Source organism: Bartonella sp. CR127HXZ, from assembly GCF_042194555.1.
Classification (GTDB): domain Bacteria; phylum Pseudomonadota; class Alphaproteobacteria; order Rhizobiales; family Rhizobiaceae; genus Bartonella; species Bartonella grahamii.
In genome coordinates this window covers 1-23,357 of the sequence record NZ_JBHIMZ010000014.1, presented here as the reverse complement: position 1 = coordinate 23,357, position 23,357 = coordinate 1, and the positions used below count along the sequence as shown (strand labels likewise).

The window sequence follows — 23,357 nt, the reverse complement described above, 5'->3', positions numbered from 1 at the left end:
ACATAGCGTATGAAATCCGCCAATCTTTTCAGAATTATCCTTTGTATAGCCATCAGGAGCCGTCGGATTTTGCGAAAGGTCAAAGGATAGCTCATTCGTCTGATCTTTTAAGATGAGATATATATAATAATCCTTTCCTGCTTCAAGATCTTCGTCAAAAGTCATCCTTCCACGCCCTGGAATGCGGTAAAAGAGGTACCTACCCCCATTCTCACCACCATGATAAAAGCGAAAACATGCCCCTTTATTGATCACAAGACCTTTTCTATTTTCCGGATCGGCTTCCAGAATTCTGTGAGGCTGATCAAAACGCACATCTTCTAAAAAACTAGTGGAAAGAGAACCTACCTTACCTTGAAGTTCAGAAAGACTGTCACTGTTCCTCTGTGCCTTCTCTTGAACTTCTGTCAATGCACTCTTCGCTTCTTCCGCTAACACTTTTGCCTCAGAGGCGGCTGTATTCGCAGAATTTGTCGTTGCGGTCACCGTGTCTAATGAACTCTTGACCTCTCCAAGCTCTTGCTTCATCGTATCAGCTTCTTCTTTTGCTTGCTCCGCAACATTCTTCGCTTCTTCCGCTGTTGTCTTCGCAGTCTCGGCTACTTCCTTGGCTTCTTCTGCTAAACTTTTAGAACTAGAGGCGGTTTGGCTTGCCTGATCACTCGTGGATTTTGCTTCATTGGCTATTGTTTCTAAGCCTTCTGCTTTAGATTTTGCATCGCTAGCCTCTCTTAGTGCTTGATCTACTTTCTCTGTTACACTCTCTGCTGCACTTTTCGCCGCTTCCGCCAAACCCTTCGCTTCTGAAGCTGTTTGCGAGGCTTGTTCCACTCCTGTTTGCGCCAATTCGGCAACTATCTTAACAGTTGCAACAGATTCCTTGACTTCAGCACAAGCATTCTTGGCTTCTTCTGCTAATCCCTTAGCTATATCCGCTGTATCTTTTGCAAGATTAGCAGTTGTTGTTACTGCTGTAACCGCGTCACCCGTTTTCGTCACCTCTGTAAGCGCTTGCTCCGACACCCTCTTCGATTCTTCTGCAACCTGTTGCGCACCATTCGCACGCGCCATGGCTTTTTCCGACTCTTGCCTTGCATTAACAACCTGTTCTAACGGCGCAAAGGTTTCATACGAATACAAAGATGCCGTCCCTAAAATCTTCGGAACAACAACGCTATCTTGCGAAGTTCCTTCTCTGATTTCCTCTTTTGTTGCTATTGGTATCAGATACTCATGACTATGATCGGGTATTTTCATATGCTTTATTCCTTCATTAAACCTAAAATGAACACTCTTTCAAATCTTCAAACTCTTCTCTTAATGCCCATACAAGACATTGATTTATAATCATAATTCACTGTTTTGTATGTTGAATGAGAGTCTCGAATAACGTAAGATTCTCTCATTTCAAATCTGTTTATATTGCATCAATCAAAACCACTCACTTGCACGTCAAAAGCGGAGCTGGTGTGTGGGTAAAAATGAGGAAAGAAAGGAGTAAAAATGCCTCTTATGAATCGTCTTAATGCAAGGGCTGTCGCAACATTGGGGGCTGGCAAATATAATGATGGTGCCGGCTTGCTTCTCCATAAGCGTAAAGATGGTGGTGCTCAATGGCTTTATCGTTATACCATTCATGGTCGCCGTCGCGAAATGGGATTAGGAGCGTTGAGAAACGTCTCTTTAAAAAAAGCCCGTGAATTGGCAAACCAATGGCGTTCTGTTTTACATGATGGTCGCGATCCCATTAAAGAACGTGAAAAACAAAAGCGTGAGGCAATAAGTGACCTCCATTATCTAAAAGACATTGCTTTAGATGCTTTTGAAAGTCGTAAAGCTGAATTAAAAGATGATGGTAAGGCTTGTGATTGGTTTTCACCTTTACGTCTTTATATTCTCCCTAAATTAGGCTGTATCCCCGTTTCTGAGATTACACAAACAGAGATACGCAATACACTTGCCCCTATTTGGCATACAAAAGCAGCAACAGCAGAGAAAGCAATAAATCGTCTTAATCTTTGTCTTAAACATGCGGCTGCATTAGGATTGGATGTTGATTTACAAGCAACAATAAAAGCACGCGCTCTGTTAGGGAAGCAACGTCATAAAGCACAAAATTTACCTGCAATGGATTGGAAAGATGTGCCTTCCTTTTATCAGTCACTCTGCAAAACAACAACCATGACACAACTGGCTTTGCGTTTACTTATTTTGACAGGTGTTCGTACACGCCCTTTGCGTTATATGCGTGAAGATCAGATTGATGGGGATATATGGACTATCCCTGCTGAAAGTATGAAAGGACGACGCGATGCTACAGAAGAATTTCGCGTTCCTTTATCATCAGAAGCACTAAAAGTGATTAAACAAGCACGCCTTTTATCTCGCAATGGGGTTCTTTTTTCTGCAACCGGTCGCGGTCCCCTTGCTGAACGCTGTATGTCACAATATATGCAACGCACTGGTCTTGAAGCCTGCACCCATGGATTTCGCTCTAGTTTACGCGATTGGCTTGCTGAAACAACCGATGCCCCCTATGAGGTCGCTGAAACCATTCTAAGTCATACAGTAGGAGGGCAAGTAGAGCGTGCCTATCGTCGTACTGACTATCTAGAACAGCGCCGTGTTTATATGGATAAATGGGCGGCATATGTCACGGGTCAATCTTAAGATATGGGGTGAATAACCCCATTATCTGTGGATAACTTTCTCTCTCTTTTCTCTCATTCTTTCTCAATAAGACTCATAAATTATTACATCACAAATTATATGATAAAATATTGTTTTCTATAAATAAAATACCTTCAAAAATAAACAAAAATGTGGTTAATAAATGGGCATGATTTGTTTCTATTTTTTGAAAATGAAAGGATTTTAGTATGACAGAAAATGATATTCTTTTGACAGACCGTGAAAGTGCAAAATTGCTTCATATGAGTGTCTCAACATTCCGCCGTCATGTTACCAATGGCTCTTTGCCAAAACCTTTAAAATTTGGTTTTTTATCGCGTTGGTTACAATCAGATCTTTTGAATGTCATCGAGCAAGCAAAACAGCAACGTTATAACGACGCGGCATAAAAAGAAAACCTTGTCACATAAGGATGGACAAGGCTTTCTCAAGCTCATCAACCTGGAGATAGCACAATCTGTCCTATGACGCAACGTTATAGGATTTTAAATGATGTGTTCTTTTACGCATGCGCAGGGCATTACACGTGCTGTGCTGAGGGTTTGGCATGGGCGTTATGGAAGTGCTCGTTGCCCTGCTCATGATGATAGGCTGCCTAGCTTATCCCTTGCCAATGGACATGATGGGCGTCTCTTACTCTACTGTTATGCCGGTTGTTCTTTTAGAGAGATCATACAAGCGCTCATTAGAATTGGCTTGCTTGGAAAACAAGCCTTTTTTGATAAAGCTTATGATCAGACGCTCTCTTTCTCAAAACAGATTTCTGCTGATCTCAAACGAGCAAAACAGAAAGCAGAGAGAGCAAAAGAAATTTGGCAACAATGCCAACCAATCAAAAATACTTTAGCAGAAACCTATTTACGCATGCGGGGTATTACATGTGATTTGCCTGCTGATTTACGCTTTCACGACAACTGTCCGCACCCCATTAGGAATGACACTACCCGCGTTGGTGGCTCTTGTTAAGGGTGCTGGCTCCTTTGCTATTCATAGGACCTTTTTACAAGCCAATGGCTGCAAAACAGACCAAAAACCAGCAAAAGCCATGTTGGGATCTGTAACGGGTGGCGCAGTGCATTTAAGTCAAGCCAATCCAAAACATCTGGTCATTTGTGAGGGCATTGAAACCGGTCTAGTTCTGCTGTCTGGGTTATTAACAGAGCCCGTTGATTTATGGGCGTCCCTTTCAACCCTATGAAAATGCAAAATAGATATAAAATATCTATTTTAACAGTAGCTATTGAAGAAATAGTAAAAATACATTACATTAGAACTACTTTGTAACACATTAAGTGGTCGTAAAATGGCTGAGACAACATTTACCTTTCGCGTCGATGATGTATTAAAAAATGAATTTTCCAAAGCAGCAAAGGCGTGTGATAGATCTGCTGCACAATTATTGCGCGATTATATGCGCGATATCGTAAAAGAACAAAAAGAAAAAAGTGCATACGATTTATGGTTTCGGGAACAAGTTCAATTAGGGATAAATTCTGCTAATGCAGGTGATATAATATCTTCTGAAGAAATCGAAGCAGAAGCAAAGGAATGGCGCCTAAAAACACAAAGTAAACTCGATAGATCAACTTTATGAAGCTAATTTGGACACAAGTAGCACACGTTGACCGCAAAAAGATCCGTGAATACATATCACAAGATAATCCTTCTGCTGCTTTAAAGTTTGATCAACTTTTATCTGAAAAAGTAGAAAAACTTGTTAAATTTCCTACTCTTGGTCGTTTAGGACGAATTGTAAATACACGTGAACTTATTGTACATTCAAATTATATCATGATTTATGATATTTCAAATAGCGTTGTGCGTATTTTACGTGTGCTTCATACAAAGCAAAAATTTCCTTAATCAACTGTATTTTTATTTATTTGCTAATTGAAGCAAATTATTTTCTACAATACTGCGCTCCGTATCAGTAAGTAATGATAGATTACTATTTTTCTAATATTGCGAATATGATTGCATAATGCACTTTGCACACCGCTTAGTTTCTACTCGTAAAAATAATGATGATACTCTTGGTAAACGACGTTTTATTATCAATGATGTCATGGTCGAAAAGCTTAGAGAACTCTTAAAAGAAAACCTCCGTGGTCTCTTAATGGTTCGTGATGAATTATCTGGTTTTTTAGCCAATCTGGAACGAAAAGAATATCAAACAGACCGTGCCTTTTATTTAACAGCTTTTAATGGAGATGATCAATTTACCTATGACCGTATCGAGCGTGGAACCATTTTTATCCCTTATGTCACTTTATCCATGATTGGAGGCATTCAACCTTCACGGATTATTCCCATTATTCAAACAATGCACCATGGAACAAATAATGACGGCTTATTGCAACAATTTCAAATGCTGGTGTGGCTCGATGAATGAAAAGAGCGGTTATGGGTTGATAGACCTCCCAATCAAAAGGCATGGGAAAGTTATCAAAGAATTTTTTGTTCTCTTTATGATAAACCTTTAGGATCACCAAAACACCCTATTACCATACGCTTTTCTACTGATGCCCAAGAGATGTTTCGTGAATGGTGGAAAAATTTTCAAAGAACAATCAAAGGAGGTCATTTCTCATTAAGTTTACAAGCGCATCTTTTGAAAATGAATAAAACCATACCAATCCTTGCATTGATTTTTGAACTTGTTGAAGGAGGGCGTTTTGAAATAGGCTTGCCTTCACTCCCTATGACATTGTGTTGATCACCCTATTTGTTAAGTCATGCAAAACTCATTGTAGAGCCTTGTGATCATTTACCAGATGGTTTTAGCTGCACGAGATGTTTATAAGCGTGATTGGAAGCTTTTAAAGGATAAAGGAATTATTCAACAAACTTTAGAGCTTTTATGCTGTTGCAACTATCTTCGTGAAATTTATGAAGACAAAAAACCCAAAAGGCAGTCGGCCTACAAAACGCTATGAATAGCCCACCTTGGTGAAAAATCATAGGACCACACAATAGAGAAATCTCTTTTGAGAGTTTTTCAAGCCAATCGCTCAAAGCTCTTTTTAGTGATATTCTCTTCATTGCTCTTTTTTCAAAGAAAATGATCAGAGTTCTTCTTACAAAGAGTTTTGTTGCTTTTGGAGAGTTATTCCAATGTTTATGTTATTTTTTAAATAATAAAAAATAAAAAACATTATATTTTAATATTTTTGTTTAGGATCTCGAGCTACTCTATGGAAATTTCTATTTTTGTAAAAAATCCAAACGTGCAACAGCATGGTAAATATATTTTTATGACATTGGTGATTATCTCAAGAGAAAAGAAAAACTTACGATAATAGAAGTCATTTGGGAGTATTGATGGTATTACGTGAATATCAGCTACAATATCATCTGGATTTATATTACTCGTAATTGGCATTTTGGATGCATGGCTCATTTGTTCTGCAAACTATTGGACTTGAATGTTTAATCTATAAAGCCCGGTATTGATGATATTAGAATAAAAGCCATCTTGATTTGTAAATTTAATCGAATGCAAATTGAGAACATTCGATATAATAACAAGCGTATGCTTCTTAGCTAGCCCCCTTTAAGTAAGATAATAAGGCCACCTGCTATACTGTTCTGATTGGGGTTGAGCTCAGCTTTATAATAAACATCAAGCTTAAAAATACCGTTCGCTTATTTTGAGTTACATCAAGCTGAAATACCTATAATTCTTTCTCATCAAAAATCTTGAATAAAAAAGGCAAGTTGCGGCTTAAATTACTGCTAATATCAAAAAAATCAAAGCCAATTTTGTCACCATCTTTGACACTTTTAGTGTATGAGATTCCGATACATGAGACAAGCACCATATCATTCTTCCATCGGTATGTCCTATATCTATTCACGAAACATAGCTGCTTCAGAGTGCGAAATACTATATATTTGTAGCAATTTCTTTTAATTTATTCATATCAAAATACAAATCCGATACCTTTCGGCAAAATTTATCAAGATAAATACACAATTCATCAGAGATGATATATCTTTTTTTCTCGAATTTTCATTAAATCCTCAGTTTTATTATTTAACGGATGCGCTTCAAAATTACTTGCACGATTTCCTGCTAATTTGGTAGGCATATAATGATTTATGATGTTACAAAAACTACAATCTAAAGGGCCAGAAACATTACTTCCAACCATACCAACGTAGTTATTTTTATTCTCAAAACACTTATATAATTCTTTAATATTACTTGCAAATGGCTTATAGACAAAAGCATTATAGCCATATTCGTGAATTTTTTCATAACCACATTTCACGAATGTCTCATCAGCGATATTTAAGAAACCCAAATCTGGAATTTTTGAAGGAAATTTCATAGGCTGTTCTATTCCAAACAAATTATTCTTATCTATCCTATCAATAAAATAATTCCACTGCTCAAAATTAATACTTGCATTGAAATCAATAATAAATTTTACATTTTTGTTTTCATTAACAATTGCAATTGTATCATCCAAATACTGATTCGATGATTTCAATTTTATCAAATCGTAATTACGTATCTCATCATCAATAATTTCACCTATTCCTATCGTTTTAATAGATTTTATTAATCCAGAATTAATAATTTTAGCCATTTCAACTTTTTTAAAAAAATCTTCCAACCCAAAGAAATAGCTTAAAGAATTTGAAAAGTGTTTACTTTTATTTATTGATCTTTCATTTACAGATTTTATAAAATCGTCCGGCATTTCTCCGTGACTAGGTGACAATGGCAACTCCATAGCAAAGGGCGAAATAACTTTATCCCGAACAGTAAATAAAATTATCAGTTCTGTTTTTTCAACTAACATACCAGAAGAACTGTGAAAAGAATCCGATAATTTATATTTATTGGTGTAAACTCTGATGCGTATATCCATATTTTATCTCACAGCCAGAAAAAAAATCCCGTATCATATTTAACTGAAATGTATTCTCGTACTTTTTTCTATTTTCAAAATTAACTAAAATGAACTCGGGAGTAGCGATACATATTAGAGCTAACACTTCTGCCAAATCGAATCTCTCCGATAAAGTAATCGTCACACTATATGGTACGCTATATTTTTTCATACATTCTATGTTACGCACCCACTTTTGTTTATATTTTTTACTGTCTAGATTTCTTATCTCTGAAATAACATCTGTGCCTATTTGTATCCCTAAAAAGAACGGATTACTCTTTAATAGCTTCAAATATGGTTGAATATAGATATGCCCCCCTGTTGCAATCCGAAAATATTTTTTACAAATGAGACACATACAAGTATATTTATGAAGTAAATCATAATCGAGCTCAAAAGGCTCTCCACCAGAAAGAATAATAAAATCAGATTTTATGTCATTTATTGTATATAAAGATTCAGGCAACGCGTCATCTCTCACCATACATTCCATCGAATACGGACAATGATTGCAGCCCGCACTGCAATTTTTATTACAAATTACAATATTATCGCTCATGAAATTTCTTATTCAAGTTCATATAATCCAATACTAATTGTTTCATGAAAATATTTTGGTATAGAGAAAGATCAGAAATTTTTTTAGCCACAAACGCTTTTATCATTGGTAAAGCTTCATCCTTTGATATAGACAGCAAATGAGAAATATAGTCTATCCGTTCTTCTAAATTGAGAGATAATCTTGGACTGGTGAAAAATGTTAAGATATCCAATTCCGGACTGGCTTCTTGACATAAATCCCAATCCACTACCATAAAAGAACTATCAGGAGTAACAATGATATTATCAGGATGTAAATCTCCATGTGATAAGATTATATTCTTGCTTAATCGATCTTGAAAGATCTTATTGATTTGATCAATAATCGCCTTTTGATGTAGCAAATCCATTTGGCTCAATACAGTACCCCGGATAAACTCCCATTCGACTACTTCATCGCAAAGTGTTATCAAATTTGGTGCAGGATAGAGACTTTGTCGAAAAGAGCCATCCTTGATGTTTTCATTAATGCACGATGCTTCCGGATAAATTTGCCCATAACAAAACTCTTGATGCTGGCGTTTCAAGAAATGTTGTTTTGACGATTGTGCATTTTCAGGCTGTAACCAAATGATTTCTTTTTTTCTGACAAAAATAATTAAAGCAGACACCCCAAAAATCACAGCCATAATCACTGACAACCACAAATTAGCTTGCCAGAATGTTGAAAAAACATGACCGTATAAAAAACTGAATGCAAAGGATACAACAGCTGTAATAATGGCTGTAAATGATAAAACAGTCGCGATAGCTTTGGGATCAATCAGTGAATTTATAAGAAGAGACGACAGATAAGATCGATAAGCAGATTTAAAAACACATAGCAGTAAAAATCCTAATATAAGAGCCGCAATGATTTGAAATGACATGAGAAAAAAAGCAATGGTTACCATACAACCAATCATTAAGACGGGAAAAATAGGATTTTGAAACTTTGAAAAATACTTCTGAAACAATATATTGGAACTTGCTGAAAAAAAATTCCCAATGATAAAAATAATCGAAACCAAAATAGCAGGTTGAAATGGCAAAAAATCAGAAAATGTGATAGAAACAGTTCGATTATTAACCAAAATAGCAAAAGCTGAAACTGCACTTAAAAAAATAAGAGTGAAGCGATAAGGATTTTTGACTTCTTTACGGCTGGCGCACATAACTGTGAAAATATTCGGATGAGCGTTGATATGAAAACTATCTAATCCCTTCGTCAGTTTTGAAAACATAAAAATAGCAAAAATTAATGAAAGGACTTGAAAAATCACAGGCAATGCAGGATGCACATAATAAAGTATTCCCCCTAAAAAAATAAGTACCGTTGTCACACTATAGGTAACAGCAGCCACTTCGGACTTAACGGAAAACAGTGTGCGATGCTTTGGTACTACAGAAAAGAGTAAACTATCTTCCGCACCTGAGAAACAAGCGGCTGCTAATGTAATACATAACAAATAAGTGGCGTAAGCAAAATATGCATAATTCATAAAAAGAGCTAAAAAACCGCAAAGAAAGAAAAACAGCCCAGTATAAATAACGCGCTTACTTCCATAAACATCTGATAATAAACCCAAGGGGACTTCTAAGATCAAAGGAAGCAATAAAAAATAACTACCGATTAAAACAATATCCGCTTGCGACAAATGCAATTTTTCCGACAAAAAAAGTGGTAAAACAGCAACCACTAGAGCAGTAGACTTGCTAACACTATAAATCTTAAATTGCTTAACCTTATCCACAAAACACCTTCCCACGACATCCGCTACATGCGCCAGATTCTTTCAAAGATTTTAAAACGCTGTGAGCAGACCAATCTATTGCCTCATAATTTTGTAGATTCCCAAAAGCTTCTGAATAAAAGCAATTTTTTAAATCTCCATTATAGTCCAATACCAAGGATGAAAATGGAAATAAACACATTAACGGCGACGAAACGTACGTAGAATTCTCGCCTAAGTAATAATTAATACAATTTACAAAATTTTGTGACGTCCATGAGATTTTCCTTTCTTGGAACTTTTTATCTATATAAATCTGGAGGGGGGATTCTTTCCTTGATAATTCATCTCTCAAATGAAAAAGTGAAGCGTTTGGCGGAAGAGTTTTGTTTCTTAAAGCCTTAGATCGATCCTTTGTATTATTTTTTCTAGAAAAACTAAATGACGACGTATCGAGCGGGCTGAATCCAATATAATCGACATCTTTGCTTATACAAAAATCGATAAAATTAATAATATTTTCTAGAATCTCTTTGGTAACTGTCGCTCTTATTCCTATACTTTGCAGAGGTTGAAGATTCTTAACTGTTTCAATGTTTTTCCACACGCGATCAAATTTATTCGCCCCCCGTATATCATAATATCCTCCTCATATTGTTATTATGTACCTTATTTATATTCAAGACAATTAGTATTTTGTAAAAAGTCTAAAATTTTACAACTTTATAATTGTAAAGTCAATTTAACTGTATTATGCAATATTCAGTTTGGAAAACAAATTGGCCTATACCGGTATAAATCGAAAAACTCTTGTGCTCAGCTAATTTCCATTTTAATTAGTAAGTTCATTCAAAAAGTATTATTCCTGATTTCAATGGCTATTTCACTTCAATCGCAATAAGAAATATGCAATGCTCTGCTTTATCAAGTAATTTTAAAAAGTTTTTTTGGGGCTGAAATAAAGAATAGTTGTTGCGTAAATCAGCTTCTAAGAAGAAAAATTTTTCAATTATTTTTCTGTTTTAATTGTAATTTTGTGAAATACTACTTGCGGTGAAATTACCTTTAAAAGAGCTTCTACTCGACGCCAAAATACAAACTTTTATTTCTTATTAAAGATACAATCATATTGATTTATAATGATAATCTAGCTCTGTTCATATTGAATTAGACCCCCGAATAACGTAGGATTCTCTCATTTCAAAGCTGTTTATCTTTAATCAATCAAAACTACTCATTTGCACATAACAAGTGGGATGAGTGTGGGGATCAAATTTGTATAAGAAAGGAGTAAAAAATGGCTCTTATGAACCGTCTTAATGCAAGATCTGTCGCAACATTGGGGGCTGGCAAATATAATGATGGTGCCGGCTTGTTACTTCATAAGCGTAAAGATGGAGGTGCTCAATGGATTTATCGTTATACCATTCATGGGCGCCGTCGTGAAATGGGCTTGGGGGCGTTGCGAAATGTTTCTTTAAAAAAAGCCCGTGAATTAGCAAATCAATGGCGTTCTGTTTTGCATGAGGGGCGTGATCCCATTAAAGAACGTGAGAAACAAAAGCGTGAGGCAATAAGTAATCTCCATTACCTAAAAGACGTTGCCTTAGATGCTTTTGAAAGTCGTAAAGCTGAACTCAAGAATGATGGTAAAGATGGAGATTGGTTTTTACCTTTACGCCTTCATATTCTCCCTAAATTAGGTTGTCTGCCGGTTTCTGAGATTACACAAACTGAGATACGCAACACTATTGCCCCTATCTGGCATACAAAAGCTATTACAGCGCGTAGAGCTCTCATTCGTCTTAATCTTTGTCTCAAACATGCGGCTGCTTTGGGTTTGGATGTTGATTTACAAGCAGTAACAAAAGCACAAGCTCTCTTAGGAAAACAACGCCATAAAATCAAAAACTTACCTGCAATGGATTGGAAAGATGTTCCCGCTTTTTATAAAACGCTTTGCCAAACAACAAACCCCACACAACTGGCTTTGCGTTTGCTTATCCTTACAGGGGTTCGTACCAATCCCTTGCGTCATATTCGTGAAGATCAGATTGATGGAGATATATGGATCATACCTGCTGAAAATATGAAAGGAAAGCGCGATGCGACAACAGAATTTCGCGTCCCCTTATCATCAGAGGCAATGAAAGTGATAGAACAAGCCCGTTGTATCTCTAAAAGTAATTTCATCTTTTCTTTTTCTAGTCGGGCTCCTATTTCACCTATGGTTATGTCAAAATATATGAGAAAAATTGGACTTGAATCCTGCCCCCATGGATTTCGCTCTAGTTTACGCAATTGGCTTGCTGAAACAACCGATGCCCCCTATGAGGTCGCTGAAACCATTCTAAGTCATACAGTAGGAGGGCAAGTAGAGCGTGCCTATCGTCGTACTGACTATCTAGAACAGCGCCGTGTTTATATGGATAAATGGGCGGCATATGTCACGGGTCAATCTTAAGATATGGGGTGAATAACCCCATTATCTGTGGATAACTTTCTCTCTCTTTTCTCTCATTCTTTCTCAATAAGACTCATAAATTATTACATCACAAATTATATGATAAAATATTGTTTTCTATAAATAAAATACCTTCAAAAATAAACAAAAATGTGGTTAATAAATGGGCATGATTTGTTTCTATTTTTTGAAAATGAAAGGATTTTAGTATGACAGAAAATGATATTCTTTTAACAGACCGTGAAAGTGCAAAATTGCTTCATATGAGTGTCTCAACTTTCCGCCGTCATGTAACCAATGGCTCTCTCCCAAAACCTTTAAAATTTGGTTTTTTATCCCGTTGGTTACAATCAGATCTCTTGAATGTCATCGAGCAAGCAAAACAGCAACGTCAAAGTAACGCGGCATAAAAAAACCTTGTCACGTAAGGACGGACAAGGCTTTCTCAAACTCATCACCCTAGAGATAGCACAATCCGTCCTATGACGCAACGTTATAGGATTTAAAATGATGTGTTCTTTTAAGAATGCGCAGGGCATTACACGTGCCTTGCGCGGGGTTTGGCATGGGCGTTATGGAACAGCCCGTTGCCCTGCTCATGATGATAGGCTGCCTAGCTTATTCCTTGCCAATGGACATGATGGGCGTCTTTTACTCACTTGTTATGCTGGCTGCTCTTTTAGAGAGATCATACAAGCGCTCATTAGAATTGGCTTGCTTGGAAAACAAGCCTTTTTTGATAAAGCCTATGATCACACGCTCTCTTTCTCAAAACAGTTTTGTGCTGATCTCAAACGAGCAAAACAGAAAGCAGAGAGAGCAAAAGCAATTTGGCAACAAAGCCAACCAATCAAAAATACTTTAGCAGAAACCTATTTACGTATGCGGGGTATTACATGTGATTTGCCTACAGATTTACGCTTTTACGACAAATGTCTACACCCCTCTGGGGGTACATTGCCCGCGTTGATTGCTCTTGTTAAGGGGGCTGGTTCCTTTGCCATTCATAGAACCTTTTTAAAAGACAATGGCTGCAAAACAGATCAAAAACCAGCCAAAGCCATGTTGGGTTCTATCACGGGTGGTGGGGTGCAATTAAGTCAAGCCAATCCAAAACATCTGGTCATTTGTGAGGGCATTGAAACCGGTCTGGCTCTGCTGTCTGGGTTGTTATCAGAGCCCGTTGATTTATGGGCGTCCCTTTCAACCCATGGCATGATGCATGTGAATTTACCTCCTACAAAAGGGCGTCTGACAATTGCAATGGATGGCGATGAGGCTGGTCGTAAAGCAGGTTTTACCCTCGCTGCACGTGCCTATAGACAAGGCTTTGAGGTCTTTATCATGCAAGCCCCCTACGGTCTAGATTTCAATGATGTTTTGATACTGAAAGGTATAAATAAATGAGAGAGAATAAAAACAATATTGTCGATACCAACAATCAAAATGTTTCATGCAATGATAACGATAATGTTTTTTTAAATGATAAGACTTGTTTAGAAGCCATTCCTTATGAAATCGCATTGCAACAAAATGGTTGGGGGGAATTGCAACCGATTAATACGGCTCTCTTACCCGTCGAGCCTTTTAGCTTATTACAGTTGCCAACGCCATTAATGGACTATGTTTATGACGTTGCGGATAGCCAACAAGCCCCTATGGATTTTATTGCTATCTCTGCTCTCTGTGCTTTGGCTGCTGTGATTGGCAATGGCGTGCGGATTGCCCCAAAACAACATACCAATTGGAAAATTGTTCCTAATCTCTGGGGTGCCATTGTGGGGGAACCTTCGACCATGAAAACAGGTACCATGGACGCTGCTTTAGAACCTCTTTATGAATTTCAAGATGAATGGCATCAAGAGTGGGTAAAGAAGAAAAAACAGCAAGAAACAAAAGAGATTCTTAGTGAATTAGATAAACGAGAAAAGAAAAAACAAGCCTATAAAGCACTCAAAGATCAAGACGAAGAACAAGCCCTTGCTCTTCTTTCACAAACTCTTGAACACAAAGAAAGTGAGGAAGATGACAGTTCTATAAAACGCCGTCTTATCGTCAATGATGTGACCGTTGAAAAGCTTGGGGAACTCTTAAAAGAAAACCCCCGTGGTCTCTTGTTGGTTCGTGATGAATTAGCTGGTTTTTTATCTAATCTGGCAAGAAAGGAATATCAATCAGACCGTTCTTTCTATCTAACAGCTTTTAATGGCAATAAGTCTTACACCTATGACCGTATAGGACGGGGAACCATTTTTATTCCCAATGCAACTGTCTCTATTATAGGGGGTATTCAACCTGCACGTATTATTCCCATTATTCAAGACATGCACCGTGGAATAAACGATGATGGTCTTATGCAACGGTTTCAAATGCTGATCTTTCCCGATGAACGACAAGAGCAGTTATGGGTTGATAGACCTCCTAATCAAAAGGCATGGGAAAGTTATCAAGGGGTTTTTCGTTCTCTTTATGATAAACCATTAGGATCACCAAAATATCCGATAACTATACGCTTTTCTGCCGAAGCCCAAGAAATGTTTCGTGAATGGTGGGAAGATTTTCAGAAAAGAATAAAGAATGGTCATTTCTCATCAAGTTTAAAAGCACATCTTTTGAAAATGAATCAAACCATACCAACCCTTGCGTTGATTTTTGAACTGGTTGAGGGTGGGCGTTTTGAAATCAATAGAGATGCCCTTGAAAGAGCCTTGTATTGGGAAAAATATTTGTTAAGTCATGTCAAACGTCTTTATGCGGCGGCGGATAGCTTAGCAACAGAGGGGGCAAAATTAATTGTCGAACGTTGTGATCATTTACCCGATGTTTTTACAACAAGGGATATTTATAAACGTGATTGGAAATGTTTCAAAGATAATGGAGCCGTTAAGCAAGCTTTAGAGCTTTTATGCCGTTGTAACTATATACGTGAAATCTCTGGAGACAAGAGCTCACAAGGCGGTCGCCCTACCATACGCTATGAATGGAATCCCTTAATGACAAGCCATAAAACATCACACTGAGGCAATTTGGAAATCTTATAGACATTAACAATATAACAGTGAACTCTTCAAAGCACTCCCCATTATGAGTTTTGGGGGTGCTTTTTATAGGTATTATTTTATTTTTTTAATTAGAAATAAAAGTTATTATATTTCAATATGTTAATGTTTTAAAGAAACAACCTATATTAAATGCAATCCATAAATACAATCTATAATATATATTTAAAGGGGTTTTGTAGGGGTTTTGGGGGTTTTAAGAACCTACAAAACCTATCAAAATACTCATTCTGATATTTTAAAGCACGTAGTACATTTATCTTGATGAATACGTGAAACGAACAGCAAATTTCACTACTTTGCTGATCTTATTCCATGTCATGGGCTGTGGATAAGTACCTTTTAAAAGCCTTTTTGAAAAAAAATTTCTGGTTTTGCAAGAATTTCACCTCATCTGACACTCGCTATTTATCCCAAATGGATTTAATTGGCTTCACTTTGATTCTTTTGAAGAAAATTAATCAGTAGAATATATTGTCATGGAGTCTATTCTTTATGTCTCATCCTCTTTATTCTGATAATAAACATGTCTCTTTACGCTCTCTCTTACAAGCCTATCGTGATCAAGCGATATCAGAGCAAGAAAAGCAAGCTGCTTTTGAAAAGTTTGTCATTGCCTATTTGACGCAAGACCCGCTTCAGAAGCTTATGAGTATATTGTCAATGGTAGACCCGCTCTTGAATGGGTTATGGGGCGTCAATGTGTAAAGACTGATAAAAAGAGTGGCATTGTGAATGATGCCAATCGTTATGCCGTTGAAACCATTGGCAACCCTGCCTACCCTCTAGAGTTGTTTCAAAGGGTTATTACCGTAAGTTTAGAAACCATGAAAATCGTAAAAAAACTACCAAAATTGGAAATTAGAGAAACTGAATAGACTTGGTATGCCACATAATGGGTATGTTAACCTTATAAGGGGTAAAAGGTCTTATACCTATAGGTTCTATACCCCCTTTATACATTGCTTACGTACAATCTTTAAAAGGATAATTTATCATGCGTTATTCTAAAAAGAAGAAACTTGCACTTTTAGATACTCTTATTTGGATTGCTTTAAGACTTTTAAGAAACCCACTCTTAAATAGAATTAGATTTTTTTACATTGCCTTTAAGAGGTTATACCGTAATCTAAAATGATAACTTTATCCTTTTCAAAAGCTTTGTTTAAAAAGAGTTATGTATATTCATTTTCTTATATTACTTATAGGTTTTGTAGGTTCTTAAAACCCCCAAAACCCCTACAAAACCCCTTTTTATATATATTATAGATTGTATTTACGGATTGTATTTAATATAGGTTGTTTATTTAAAACATTAACGCATTGAAATATAATGATTTTTATTTTTAATTAAAAAAATAAAATAATACGTATAAAAAGCACCCCCAAAACTCATAACCTAATGATCTTGATAGCATTTCTTATGAGTTATAAACCATCTTTTGAAAGGCTTTAAAGGATCACATGATTTTCATAAAGCACGTTGTAATCATTCTCTAAACCATAAGGTTATCATTCAAAAGAACTGATAAAATTCATAAAAAGGATTTTGATAACGTAATCAGTTTTTAATTTCATATGCTTTTCATAAGACACGTTTTAATGACTCATTAAAATGATCACTTTTGTCAGTTCAATTTACTGACACATAACTGACAAGTTTTAATCAATTCACATCATTGGCTATCTTTAAAGATTGTACTCTTGATATAAGTTATGTTTTAAAGATATTAACATATTGAAATATATTGATTTTAATTTTTTACCATTCAAAAAAAATAATAGAGGGTCTAAAAAGAAGTGACAAAACTGACATCACTGACAAAAGCCTATTAAAAGGAATTTTACTGATCTCTATAATTATCAATCTCTCTTTAGATGTTTTCATAACAGTCTATAAATTACAATTATCCTACTTATCGTTTCTCTTATGAAAATGAAAAATGATGCCATGGCTATAAAGCATATAACAGCTATAGAAAATGCGTAAAAACAGCAGCTTCAAATAACTAAACTGTAAATAAACGCATTGATTATAAAGAGAGCACCTATAAGAGGCTATTAAATTTTAAATGTATTATAAACAAAATTCACAAAAAAATTTAAATTCATTTAGTAAAAAAACCGATAGGTTATAAAGATAAAAATACGCATTATGAGAGCCTTTTTAAATATTATAGATGTATAGATTCAAAACATAACGCAATCGTTTCATAAAGCCCATAATATAGCTTTAAACGCATATAAATATAAAAGAAGCAATTCATAATCATAAGATATTATCAATACACAACGTATTTAAAAAATACAAAAAAATATCAAAAAAAGATAAAATATTATTTGACAATAAATACGTATTTTGTTATATGAAGACGATACGCTAATTTTTGTATTGTTATCCCCATTTCTTCTAAAAAAGCTACTTTTAGAACTTCACTAGAATGGGCGGGGTTATGCGTCATTTGTTTTCATTCCTTTCATCAATGATAATCTTGATAATCAACAAGCTCCACATCTGTTCCGATAAAGCGAAAAATAACACGCCAATTTCCATTCATCTTAAAAAGTATATTACTCTTTATGCGCATTGGGAACGGCTTTTCTAGATCCTAGTAAGCTGAATATATAGCCTTGTCCGATTAGAACTCCAAAAATCGTAACAAAAACGCCTATGATTTGCATGATTTGAGGGATGAAGCCGAACAGGATTTGCACCAATAAGGCTGAAATAGGTACAAAATTGAAAAATATCGCCGTCTTACCCGGGCCTCGGATCGCTATTCCAATATTCCAAAATAGGTAGGCTAAAACTGATCCTGCAACCCCCATCCAAAGGAGTGCGAATAAACTAGCGCCGGACATAGACATCGTTTCTTGAAGAGGGGATTCGAATAAAAAGGTTAGGACGCCAAGGGCGACGGTGCCAGAGAGCATCGTCCAGCTTGTTGTTTCAAGCGGGGTTGCGTTCTTGACAAATGACCGCGTGCCCACGGTATAGAACGCCCAACCAATGGAACCTAAAAGAATCATAATATCTCCTTTGGCAAAGGAAACATGGTTAGACAAAAATCTCCCATTTGTTATGACTAAATAGACCCCGAACATGCTAATGAGCATCCCTATAACCCTCTCACAGGTTGGGAAAGATTTATTCATGATAGCTTCAATAATATTAGCACTAATAGGGGTTGTCGCCATGATGAGGGAGGCTGTTATGGGATTTGACGTTTGCAAGCCAACAAATAAAGCGCCATTAAACCCTGCCACACCGATAATCCCTAGGAAAATATAAGAAATAAAATTTTGCGATAAAACATGCCACCGCAAGCCTTCTTTGAAAATCATAATTAAAAATATGGCGATTACGGCAATGAGAAACCGCTCAAAAGAAGCTGTCCATGGAGAAACAGTTGTTAAAGCTATCTTAGTGGCTTGGAAATTGGAACCCCAAAAAAAGGTTCCTACGAGGGTTAAGACAAGAGCTATTCTGGGCGTGATTTTCATTGGATAGATCCTTATACTTGATACCAAAGTGGAGCATCGAGACGTATAGAAGAAATTTGTGCGGTATTAGATGAGGAAAGAATAAAGTTGACCGCGGAAGCAATGTCATCTGGGTGAAGCATTTTGGCAAGATTCTCTGGAGGTATCTCTGGGAATCCTTTAAAATTGCGACGAAAATCCGTATTAACTTTATCAACTTGGATTGAACAAACACGAATATTTTGTGGCATTCCCCATAAGCGCAACCCACCAGTATAGCCCTCTACAGCAAATTTAGAAGAAGAATATGAAATTAAAGAAGGATTGTATTCTACTTAATCCTTTTATGCAATCTTTAAAATGTTCGCTGTTATGATGATGCTGTTATGACAGCTCTCTATTTTACGCTTCTAATTTTGAGAACTGTAATTTTATGTTTTTATCATGTGATTAACAATCCAATCTTTAAAACAAGATGGGATCTTTAAACGTATGCGATTTCTGCTGTGATAAAAACGTATCATAAAATTTATGAACTGTTATGAATGATAACTGCTTTTCATTTCATTTGAATGCACCCATGCGTTATAATATTTGCACCATGATTTGCTTTTTATGGTCTATTCATACATGGCAATCTTATATAAAAAATGGTCAAATGAATCACGTATAAAAGGATGGATTCTTGAGTGGATTCATAAAAATAATTGCATACAAGCTATTGACTTTATTGTGTTTTTTGATATTATATCTTACTTTGATATTATATCTTACATTGTCTGACCAGTTGATCTCCACACGCTTGATTGCCTCATTGTCTGAAAAGCGAAACCGCTTCTCAACGGGGGCATTCTCTCGCAATGGATTCCATGTCACCCATAACTCTGCGCGCCATCCCTCTCCTTCTTCTCGCAAAGTCGGTATAAGCGTTTGCCAAGCCGTCTCTGTCACCGGCTCCGCCTCATCAACCCAACAAAGCAAAATACGCCCCATAGATTTGATACTTGCAATATTCCGGTCAAGACCAGAAAACTGAAAGGCTATACGACCATCTATCGACTTAATCGACGACTCCCCAACCTTGTAATAGTCCTTTAAAAAGTCATGCGCTTCAATGGCGCGTTTAATCTCCTCCAATGAACTTTCTGCTAGCGAGTTTTGAAACTGCCGTGCACAAAGTATAGTTCCTGATATCCCTTCCCTACCAAATTGATAGCCTTTTAAAGCAGCCATCAAGGCAAATGATCTTGTCTTTCCAGACCCTCTTCCACCCCAAGCCGCTCGTACCAAAGCCTTACCTGTAAAAATCGGTATAAGCTTTGGAACAATATTAATCTGTCGTGTTGTCATTGACCAAAGGCGCGATTTCTACACGCGTTATCATCTTAATGGCTCCCCCATCTTCCCCTGTAACTTGAAGAGGCAAAATCTTCCCCAACAATGCCAAATAAGCAGCGGGGCATTTGATTGCCTGTTTTTCGAGATAAGAGATCAAACCATCATCACCATATTTCTTACCAGCGCGCTCTGCTGCCTTTAGCACTGCTTCTTTCAAAATACGTGTCGTTTTATTTGGCACGCCTTTTACCCGCCCTTGACCTGCCTTTGGGGGCGTTCTTTTTGCAAGTTTTTCAGTGGTTTTCATGTGTGTTTCTTTTTGTAAACAAGACAATAAAAAAACCCCGCAAAAGCAGGGCTCTGAACAATCATATAAACTTATAAGAAAGGTTATACCTTTACCGTAATTCTAGACGCAATTCGACTAGTACAGCAATGTCATAAAACACTATTTTTCATATCCTGTCAACAAAAAAATCACTATATTGTGTATTTTTTATTTTTTCACCTAAATCTAGTGTCTTTAACAACCAACCACTCACAATTGTATCATCTCAACGAATCAATTATATGGAAGCACTAAATTATTGACTAGCAAAAAGTGGGGGAAATTAATGTTATTTTTCAAAAAAGCAGATTTATGCAGAATTAAAAAGACATTTACAAAAATATTTGTATTCAAAAAGAACATATTAACGATTGCGTTTTTTATGGCATATCTTTTGCTAACGGCACATGGTTATGCCAGTATAAATGAATTATTTTGTTCTAAAATAATTGAAAAACTGAACCTAGAAAAAGATGCAAAAGAAAATGCGGAAAGGGGATGGAATGACACACAGAAGTTTCTAGAAATTACCCTCAATGAGTGGAAAACAATAGCTCAAGAACAGGATGCCCTGACTATAAAACTACTCAATATGAGTCCAAGACAGGATCAACAAAAGAATTATGGATTGTACACTATAATTCATACACGAAATAAAGCAATCAAAGCAAGACATGAGACAATACAATCCATTTTTAGCCTTGTTCAAAAGCGGCACATAGTGCTTCAAGCCATGGCAAAAGCATCTAAGTCTAAGCACACATCTGATGTGTTGAATTATGAGGCACAATTTTTTGAACTTCATCAGAATATTGAAAAAGTAAATAACATGATTGATGCACTAAGCAATGAAATTGATAAGATGGATCACCTTATTAAGAAAACTCTTAATCTTTAATATATACTTAAACTCCAGCCATAAAAGAAATAATGAATTATTTATCAGCAAAAAAAATAAGTTACTTATTAATCATAGTAATCAGTGTGCTTTTTCTTACCAACTGCGGACAAAAATCAGATGCAGATGAGAACCGCATTCCAAATAACCTAGCTGATGCAGTTGATATGTTTGATGTTGGTCCTCGAAATTTATATGATCTTCCAAACGAAGTGCTCGAAAAATTTGATATTAATCGATACAATCTATGTAAAATGTTAAAACAGCAACATAAAGATTACTATGGTTATGATAAATTTCAAGATGTTGATTGTAATAGCTATAAGTGAAGAATAAAAATACTAAAAATCATAAAACAAAACAGATACTTCATATCTTTCTTATTTTTAGAAACAAAAAGAGGCACTTCTGCGTACAATAGAATGAATTATTTTCCTTAGTCTTTTACAAGGCGTTATACAGAGAAACGTTTCACGTCACATTGCTTACTTTAGCATCGTTCTTAAAGATGCATAAAAAAACTATGTTAGAAATGTTGATAGCTTGGCAAGCACTTCATTCATAATCATGGGGGGAACTGTTTCCATTTTCCTTCCCTGACGCGCTGCTATATCGAGAGCTCGTGGTTGATCACAACGTATCACACCTGTGGTATGTAATCCTGTTCCTGCTAATGAAACAGCAAACCCTGCGGTTCTCGCAAAATTTCCTCCACTTGTAATAGGTAAGACAATTGGTGTTTTTGTGACACGATTAAACGCCTCCGGTGACACAACCAGTACAGGACGCGTTCCTTTTTGCTCATAACCAGAAGTTGGGTCAAGCGATACAAACCAAATTTCGCCCCGCTTCATTACAAGAGCTCTCTGCCAACAGGTTTGGCATCAAACCACTCCATATCACCATCCGCAAAATCATCTGAAGGATTACATTGCGCTAACAATTCTTCAAGAGTATAGCTAGGGAATGCCTGTGGTTTTACAACCAATTGTCCATTGTCAATAGCCAAACCCACTTGCGTGTTTTCAGAAAGATGAAGAACATCAAGCAATGCGGGCGGTATAGAGAGCATAACAGACCCTCCAACTTTACGTAATTTTGTTGTGTGCATAAAACACTCCCTTTAATATTATATAAAAATATAACATTCTAATGCATATTCTTCAAGAGCTTTTCATGCTTTTATGGAAAAAGAACAATAAAACATTTACCATTTAGTTTTCCTGTCAAAATATTTATGAAGCGCGTTAAGAGCGACCCGCAATGAATTCACAAGATGTGGTAATGTTTGGTCTTCGATAACAATATATTGTATTGCTGCATAAAGATTATACTGTCTATAGAGATGTTGTGTTTCTTTTATCGCCTCTTGCATATTAGAAAACTGTCCTGTTGCAAATTCGACCCATTTTTCTCTTGCTTTGTCATCAGAAGATGATGGTATTTCATCATAAACAGCGCTTGGTAAACCTTTTGCACACAAATAGTCATTTTTCACTTCAAGATATTTTTGCGCAGCATCATATTGGTCTTGATTGATTTCGCCTTGCAAACACAGCCGCCCAACATAAGTACCAGCAAGCGGATTTTTAGCCTCTTCAATCGTCAAACCAAAGCGTTTAGCACGCATTTCAATTACCAATTGATTAACAGGATCTTGACGTACTTTCACTTGTGAAATGTAAGCATCTTTCTTGTTCATACATCCCCTATTATGAAACTGAAGATATGCGTTGGGGTATCGAACATGAAGATGATGCCTTGAGAGAATATGGCTTCATTTATGATGCCGATATAACAAAATGCGGCTTTATCCAACACCCCACAATAGAAATGGCGGGGGCTAGCCCCGATGGTCTCATTGGAGAAGACGGTTTAAT

Annotated in this window: 21 protein-coding genes and 7 pseudogenes; 15 read left to right on the top strand and 13 right to left on the bottom strand. The window is 36.4% G+C overall.

Features of this window, described 5'->3' with window-relative positions; genetic code table 11:
* Window positions 1-1,257, bottom strand: a 1,257-nt coding sequence (locus ACFIKY_RS07850; protein ID WP_375661633.1) for an alanine-zipper protein, incomplete at its 3' end; no start/stop codon positions are given.
* A 246-nt stretch (window positions 1,258-1,503) separates the two neighbouring features.
* Here ACFIKY_RS07850 and ACFIKY_RS07845 point away from each other — a divergent pair.
* The 6 genes and pseudogenes from ACFIKY_RS07845 to ACFIKY_RS07820 all read left to right on the top strand — a co-directional run.
* On the top strand, window positions 1,504-2,670 hold the full coding sequence (locus ACFIKY_RS07845; RefSeq protein ID WP_375661632.1) for a tyrosine-type recombinase/integrase: 1,167 nt from the start codon (window positions 1,504-1,506) through the stop codon (window positions 2,668-2,670).
* Between the two features lie 209 nt (window positions 2,671-2,879).
* A complete protein-coding gene (locus tag ACFIKY_RS07840) occupies window positions 2,880-3,080 on the top strand; it encodes an AlpA family transcriptional regulator (protein WP_015856172.1) in 201 nt (66 codons plus the stop codon).
* 100 nt (window positions 3,081-3,180) lie between these two features.
* Window positions 3,181-3,883, top strand: a pseudogene (locus tag ACFIKY_RS07835) (virulence-associated protein E); the annotation flags it as partial.
* 111 nt (window positions 3,884-3,994) lie between these two features.
* Complete coding sequence (locus ACFIKY_RS07830; protein WP_208439813.1) at window positions 3,995-4,285, top strand: CopG family ribbon-helix-helix protein; 291 nt, start codon at window positions 3,995-3,997, stop codon at window positions 4,283-4,285.
* On the top strand, window positions 4,282-4,554 hold the full coding sequence (locus ACFIKY_RS07825; protein ID WP_375661631.1) for a type II toxin-antitoxin system RelE/ParE family toxin: 273 nt from the start codon (window positions 4,282-4,284) through the stop codon (window positions 4,552-4,554). The genes ACFIKY_RS07830 and ACFIKY_RS07825 overlap by 4 nt, the downstream gene beginning before the upstream one ends.
* 154 nt (window positions 4,555-4,708) lie before the next feature.
* Window positions 4,709-5,631: pseudogene (locus ACFIKY_RS07820) on the top strand (DUF3987 domain-containing protein); the annotation flags it as partial.
* 1,040 nt (window positions 5,632-6,671) lie between these two features.
* On the opposite strand, the gene ACFIKY_RS07815 reads toward ACFIKY_RS07820, so the two are convergent.
* From ACFIKY_RS07815 to ACFIKY_RS07805, 3 genes are all read right to left on the bottom strand, one after another.
* Window positions 6,672-7,571, bottom strand: a complete 900-nt coding sequence (locus tag ACFIKY_RS07815; protein ID WP_375661630.1) for a hypothetical protein — start codon at window positions 7,569-7,571, stop codon at window positions 6,672-6,674.
* Window positions 7,540-8,061: a hypothetical protein gene (locus ACFIKY_RS07810; RefSeq protein WP_375661629.1), complete on the bottom strand. Its 522-nt coding sequence runs from the start codon at window positions 8,059-8,061 to the stop codon at window positions 7,540-7,542. Before ACFIKY_RS07810 ends, ACFIKY_RS07815 begins: the two co-directional genes overlap by 32 nt.
* An 82-nt stretch (window positions 8,062-8,143) precedes the next feature.
* Window positions 8,144-9,928, bottom strand: coding sequence for an MFS transporter (locus ACFIKY_RS07805; protein ID WP_375661628.1), 1,785 nt, complete (start codon window positions 9,926-9,928; stop codon window positions 8,144-8,146).
* Between the two features lie 1,276 nt (window positions 9,929-11,204).
* Here ACFIKY_RS07805 and ACFIKY_RS07800 point away from each other — a divergent pair.
* The 6 genes and pseudogenes from ACFIKY_RS07800 to ACFIKY_RS07775 form a co-directional block, all read left to right on the top strand.
* The gene (locus ACFIKY_RS07800) at window positions 11,205-12,371 is read left to right on the top strand and encodes a tyrosine-type recombinase/integrase (RefSeq protein ID WP_375661627.1); all 1,167 of its coding nucleotides are present in this window, start codon (window positions 11,205-11,207) and stop codon (window positions 12,369-12,371) included.
* A gap of 209 nt (window positions 12,372-12,580) precedes the next feature.
* Complete coding sequence (locus tag ACFIKY_RS07795) at window positions 12,581-12,781, top strand: AlpA family transcriptional regulator (protein WP_142417211.1); 201 nt, start codon at window positions 12,581-12,583, stop codon at window positions 12,779-12,781.
* Window positions 12,782-12,878: 97 nt separating this feature from the next.
* Entirely contained in the window at window positions 12,879-13,778 is a 900-nt protein-coding gene (locus tag ACFIKY_RS07790) for a toprim domain-containing protein (RefSeq protein WP_375661626.1), read from the top strand.
* The gene (locus ACFIKY_RS07785; protein ID WP_375661625.1) at window positions 13,775-15,391 is read left to right on the top strand and encodes a YfjI family protein; all 1,617 of its coding nucleotides are present in this window, start codon (window positions 13,775-13,777) and stop codon (window positions 15,389-15,391) included. Before ACFIKY_RS07790 ends, ACFIKY_RS07785 begins: the two co-directional genes overlap by 4 nt.
* A 534-nt stretch (window positions 15,392-15,925) precedes the next feature.
* Complete coding sequence (locus ACFIKY_RS07780; protein ID WP_375639336.1) at window positions 15,926-16,138, top strand: hypothetical protein; 213 nt, start codon at window positions 15,926-15,928, stop codon at window positions 16,136-16,138.
* Window positions 16,072-16,308 (top strand): annotated as a pseudogene (locus ACFIKY_RS07775) (type ISP restriction/modification enzyme); the annotation flags it as partial. The gene ACFIKY_RS07780 and the pseudogene ACFIKY_RS07775, both read left to right, overlap by 67 nt.
* 1,479 nt (window positions 16,309-17,787) lie before the next feature.
* Here the strand turns inward: ACFIKY_RS07775 and ACFIKY_RS07770 are convergent.
* From ACFIKY_RS07770 to ACFIKY_RS07745, 6 genes and pseudogenes are all read right to left on the bottom strand, one after another.
* Window positions 17,788-17,892 (bottom strand): annotated as a pseudogene (locus ACFIKY_RS07770) (transcriptional regulator); the annotation flags it as partial.
* 18 nt (window positions 17,893-17,910) lie between these two features.
* A pseudogene (locus ACFIKY_RS07765) lies at window positions 17,911-17,988 on the bottom strand (Killer protein); the annotation flags it as partial.
* Window positions 17,989-18,001: 13 nt separating this feature from the next.
* Window positions 18,002-18,934, bottom strand: a complete 933-nt coding sequence (locus ACFIKY_RS07760; RefSeq protein ID WP_144755783.1) for a DMT family transporter — start codon at window positions 18,932-18,934, stop codon at window positions 18,002-18,004.
* Between the two features lie 11 nt (window positions 18,935-18,945).
* On the bottom strand, window positions 18,946-19,227 hold the full coding sequence (locus ACFIKY_RS07755; protein WP_375661634.1) for an SDR family NAD(P)-dependent oxidoreductase: 282 nt from the start codon (window positions 19,225-19,227) through the stop codon (window positions 18,946-18,948).
* Between the two features lie 451 nt (window positions 19,228-19,678).
* Window positions 19,679-20,263: pseudogene (locus tag ACFIKY_RS07750) on the bottom strand (phage terminase large subunit); the annotation flags it as partial.
* Window positions 20,244-20,558, bottom strand: coding sequence for a hypothetical protein (locus ACFIKY_RS07745; protein WP_015856329.1), 315 nt, complete (start codon window positions 20,556-20,558; stop codon window positions 20,244-20,246). The gene ACFIKY_RS07745 and the pseudogene ACFIKY_RS07750, both read right to left, overlap by 20 nt.
* Before the next feature lie 280 nt (window positions 20,559-20,838).
* Between ACFIKY_RS07745 and ACFIKY_RS07740 the strand changes: the two genes are divergently transcribed.
* A complete protein-coding gene (locus tag ACFIKY_RS07740) occupies window positions 20,839-21,477 on the top strand; it encodes a hypothetical protein (RefSeq protein WP_375636700.1) in 639 nt (212 codons plus the stop codon).
* 32 nt (window positions 21,478-21,509) lie between these two features.
* Window positions 21,510-21,806 carry a hypothetical protein gene (locus ACFIKY_RS07735; RefSeq protein ID WP_375636702.1) on the top strand — a complete coding sequence of 99 codons (297 nt, stop codon included), beginning with the start codon at window positions 21,510-21,512 and terminating at the stop codon, window positions 21,804-21,806.
* Window positions 21,807-21,998: 192 nt separating this feature from the next.
* On the opposite strand, the gene ACFIKY_RS07730 is transcribed toward ACFIKY_RS07735, so the two are convergent.
* From ACFIKY_RS07730 to ACFIKY_RS07720, 3 genes are all read right to left on the bottom strand, one after another.
* On the bottom strand, window positions 21,999-22,331 hold the full coding sequence (locus ACFIKY_RS07730) for a type II toxin-antitoxin system PemK/MazF family toxin (RefSeq protein WP_375636703.1): 333 nt from the start codon (window positions 22,329-22,331) through the stop codon (window positions 21,999-22,001).
* Window positions 22,331-22,588: an AbrB/MazE/SpoVT family DNA-binding domain-containing protein gene (locus tag ACFIKY_RS07725; protein WP_375624257.1), complete on the bottom strand. Its 258-nt coding sequence runs from the start codon at window positions 22,586-22,588 to the stop codon at window positions 22,331-22,333. Before ACFIKY_RS07725 ends, ACFIKY_RS07730 begins: the two co-directional genes overlap by 1 nt.
* 96 nt (window positions 22,589-22,684) lie before the next feature.
* Window positions 22,685-23,179 (bottom strand): hypothetical protein, encoded by a 495-nt coding sequence (locus ACFIKY_RS07720; protein WP_375661624.1) that lies wholly within the window; start codon window positions 23,177-23,179, stop codon window positions 22,685-22,687.
* Window positions 23,180-23,184: 5 nt separating this feature from the next.
* On the opposite strand from ACFIKY_RS07720, the pseudogene ACFIKY_RS07715 reads away from it, so the two are divergent.
* Window positions 23,185-23,357 (top strand): annotated as a pseudogene (locus ACFIKY_RS07715) (YqaJ viral recombinase family protein); the annotation flags it as partial.

Bases quoted from the DNA above. Each gene is read 5' to 3' on its own strand.
- ACFIKY_RS07845 (WP_375661632.1), top strand. From the start codon at position 1,504: ATGCCTCTTATGAATCGTCTTAATGCAAGGGCTGTCGCAACATTGGGG.
- ACFIKY_RS07840 (WP_015856172.1), top strand. From the start codon at position 2,880: ATGACAGAAAATGATATTCTTTTGACAGACCGTGAAAGTGCAAAATTG.
- ACFIKY_RS07830 (WP_208439813.1), top strand. From the start codon at position 3,995: ATGGCTGAGACAACATTTACCTTTCGCGTCGATGATGTATTAAAAAAT.
- ACFIKY_RS07825 (WP_375661631.1), top strand. From the start codon at position 4,282: ATGAAGCTAATTTGGACACAAGTAGCACACGTTGACCGCAAAAAGATC.
- ACFIKY_RS07815 (WP_375661630.1), bottom strand. From the start codon at position 7,571: ATGGATATACGCATCAGAGTTTACACCAATAAATATAAATTATCGGAT.
- ACFIKY_RS07800 (WP_375661627.1), top strand. From the start codon at position 11,205: ATGGCTCTTATGAACCGTCTTAATGCAAGATCTGTCGCAACATTGGGG.
- ACFIKY_RS07795 (WP_142417211.1), top strand. From the start codon at position 12,581: ATGACAGAAAATGATATTCTTTTAACAGACCGTGAAAGTGCAAAATTG.
- ACFIKY_RS07790 (WP_375661626.1), top strand. From the start codon at position 12,879: ATGATGTGTTCTTTTAAGAATGCGCAGGGCATTACACGTGCCTTGCGC.
- ACFIKY_RS07785 (WP_375661625.1), top strand. From the start codon at position 13,775: ATGAGAGAGAATAAAAACAATATTGTCGATACCAACAATCAAAATGTT.
- ACFIKY_RS07780 (WP_375639336.1), top strand. From the start codon at position 15,926: ATGTCTCATCCTCTTTATTCTGATAATAAACATGTCTCTTTACGCTCT.
- ACFIKY_RS07760 (WP_144755783.1), bottom strand. From the start codon at position 18,934: ATGAAAATCACGCCCAGAATAGCTCTTGTCTTAACCCTCGTAGGAACC.
- ACFIKY_RS07745 (WP_015856329.1), bottom strand. From the start codon at position 20,558: ATGAAAACCACTGAAAAACTTGCAAAAAGAACGCCCCCAAAGGCAGGT.
- ACFIKY_RS07735 (WP_375636702.1), top strand. From the start codon at position 21,510: ATGAATTATTTATCAGCAAAAAAAATAAGTTACTTATTAATCATAGTA.
- ACFIKY_RS07730 (WP_375636703.1), bottom strand. From the start codon at position 22,331: ATGAAGCGGGGCGAAATTTGGTTTGTATCGCTTGACCCAACTTCTGGT.
- ACFIKY_RS07725 (WP_375624257.1), bottom strand. From the start codon at position 22,588: ATGCACACAACAAAATTACGTAAAGTTGGAGGGTCTGTTATGCTCTCT.
- ACFIKY_RS07720 (WP_375661624.1), bottom strand. From the start codon at position 23,179: ATGAACAAGAAAGATGCTTACATTTCACAAGTGAAAGTACGTCAAGAT.